The sequence below is a fragment of the Mesorhizobium sp. M7A.F.Ca.US.007.01.2.1 genome (genome assembly GCF_003998165.1).
In the GTDB taxonomy this organism is placed as follows: domain Bacteria; phylum Pseudomonadota; class Alphaproteobacteria; order Rhizobiales; family Rhizobiaceae; genus Mesorhizobium; species Mesorhizobium ciceri.
On record NZ_RZQP01000461.1, the window covers coordinates 1 to 1,613 of the forward strand.

Here is a 1,613-nt window from a genome sequence, read left to right on the forward strand (position 1 = left end):
GTCCGGCAAGTGGGATTTCCAAGGTCATCGAAAATGCTCTGCGCGCGGCGGGGTTGATGCGCTGAATTGTTGTGGCGGAGGAGCTCTTTGTCTGGACTCTGCTGAACCAAGAGCCCACCATCGATAAGGCAGTGAACCCCTGCTTACCCAAGACAGCGGCGTCGTTTGGGCCAAGGCTATTTACCATCGGCCCTGGAAAGCGCTTTTGAAACAGGCCGGCCTGTCGGATGTGACGCTACATGAGCTGCGGCATACCTACGCCAGCACGATGGTTCGAAATGGCGCTCCGTTGATCATCGTGGCACAGGCCCTTGGTCGCAGCGACACCCGAACGGTGGAGAAGCACTATGCTCACCTCGCCCCGTCCTATAGCGGACATCATTCGCCGACTAGCACCCGACATTTAGAGGACAATCCAAATGGCTGAGGTCGTAATTGCCTGCTCACTTGCCGTGATCGCGTGCTTCTGCGCGTTGTGCATAATCGCGTTTTTCATGCTGGCGAAGTCCGCTACCCATCCTTCTTACCTTGAACAGGAAAGATGACGCCGCTCGGCGCTTGGCCGAGCCATTAGGTCCAACCGTGCGAGAAGCTGTGGCCACGGCAATGGCAAAGATCGACCTACGCCATTGCCGTGAGGCGCTTGCCCGCGCGCTCGTGCACGAAGGTGGCCATGTGAATAATAGGACCGGACCGCCCCACCTTCCGTGGCGTTACAGCTATTCAGAGCGATCGACAGTTCCACGCATTTGCGACGCCGCTTGGGCTTCGAAAAAGCTGACCGGCTTATCCGACGTCGCCCAGACGCAAATTCCGTAGGCAATCCCGAAGGAGATCAACAGGGCGGGCAAGATGGGTAAGCGGTGCATGGATCGGCTGGGCCTCTTTGTTGCAGACCCGCCCACAACCTCCTGCAACCCGATCGGTTCGACATAAAGTATTTACCGTGTTGGCATGGTTTACGGATGGTTTCGCAGGCCATCGCGGATGCTTGCCACTGTGTCTGCTGGCGGAGACAAAAAAAAGCCCGCTGCCGGGAGGAGGTGGCAGCGGGCTCGATTTTCGAATGTGGCGCGGGAGGAGGTGCGCCTCATTCAGCGCCGGCATCGCATCTGGGAGGAGTAGATGGCCGACAATCAAAATCTACCCGCTGCCCAGCGATTTCTGCAATCGTGGATCGTGCATAGCTGCTGTGCAGATTTGCCTGTGCCGACACACGTGTAGCATCAGGCCTCCGAATTGGGCAATTTTGTAAGCTCAGCAATCGAGGGAAGGCCGGTCCCGATCCTTGGAGGCGACACCAAGGCCAGTCGCGACGCAGAGGAAGAGGACGTGTTCGACAAGATCGCCGCCCGGCCCCGGAAAAAATTTGCCAGCGGGTCGGAACCTACTACTGCTGCTCCGGCATTTCAGTATTTTCCTGAGGGTCTTTTTTCACGCCCGGGCTGGGTGACGTATCCACTGGCGCATTACCGCCCTGGTTTTGCACAGGAGCACGCTTGAACGGTGCCGTCTGCCAAGAGCCGTTCGATAAGGGCGTGAGTACAAAGAATGCCATTAGGCCTAGGAAAATGACGGCAATAACCGCCACGCCCCACGCCATGAGACTTCGC

2 protein-coding genes are annotated in these 1,613 nt (G+C 57.8%); one reads left to right on the forward strand and one right to left on the reverse strand.

All coding sequences use genetic code 11. The features are described from left to right. Positions 1-229: 229 nt before the first annotated feature. Complete coding sequence (locus tag EN949_RS35110; RefSeq protein WP_244514468.1) at positions 230-427, forward strand: tyrosine-type recombinase/integrase; 198 nt, start codon at positions 230-232, stop codon at positions 425-427. Positions 428-1,390: 963 nt separating this feature from the next. On the opposite strand, the gene EN949_RS36295 is transcribed toward EN949_RS35110, so the two are convergent. Further along, on the reverse strand, positions 1,391-1,603 hold the full coding sequence (locus tag EN949_RS36295; RefSeq protein WP_127371979.1) for a hypothetical protein: 213 nt from the start codon (positions 1,601-1,603) through the stop codon (positions 1,391-1,393). Positions 1,604-1,613: the final 10 nt, after the last annotated feature.

What these genes read in the sequence shown, in the direction of transcription:
- EN949_RS36295 (WP_127371979.1), bottom strand. Translation starts at nt 1,603, where the DNA reads ATGGCGTGGGGCGTGGCGGTTATTGCCGTCATTTTCCTAGGCCTAATG.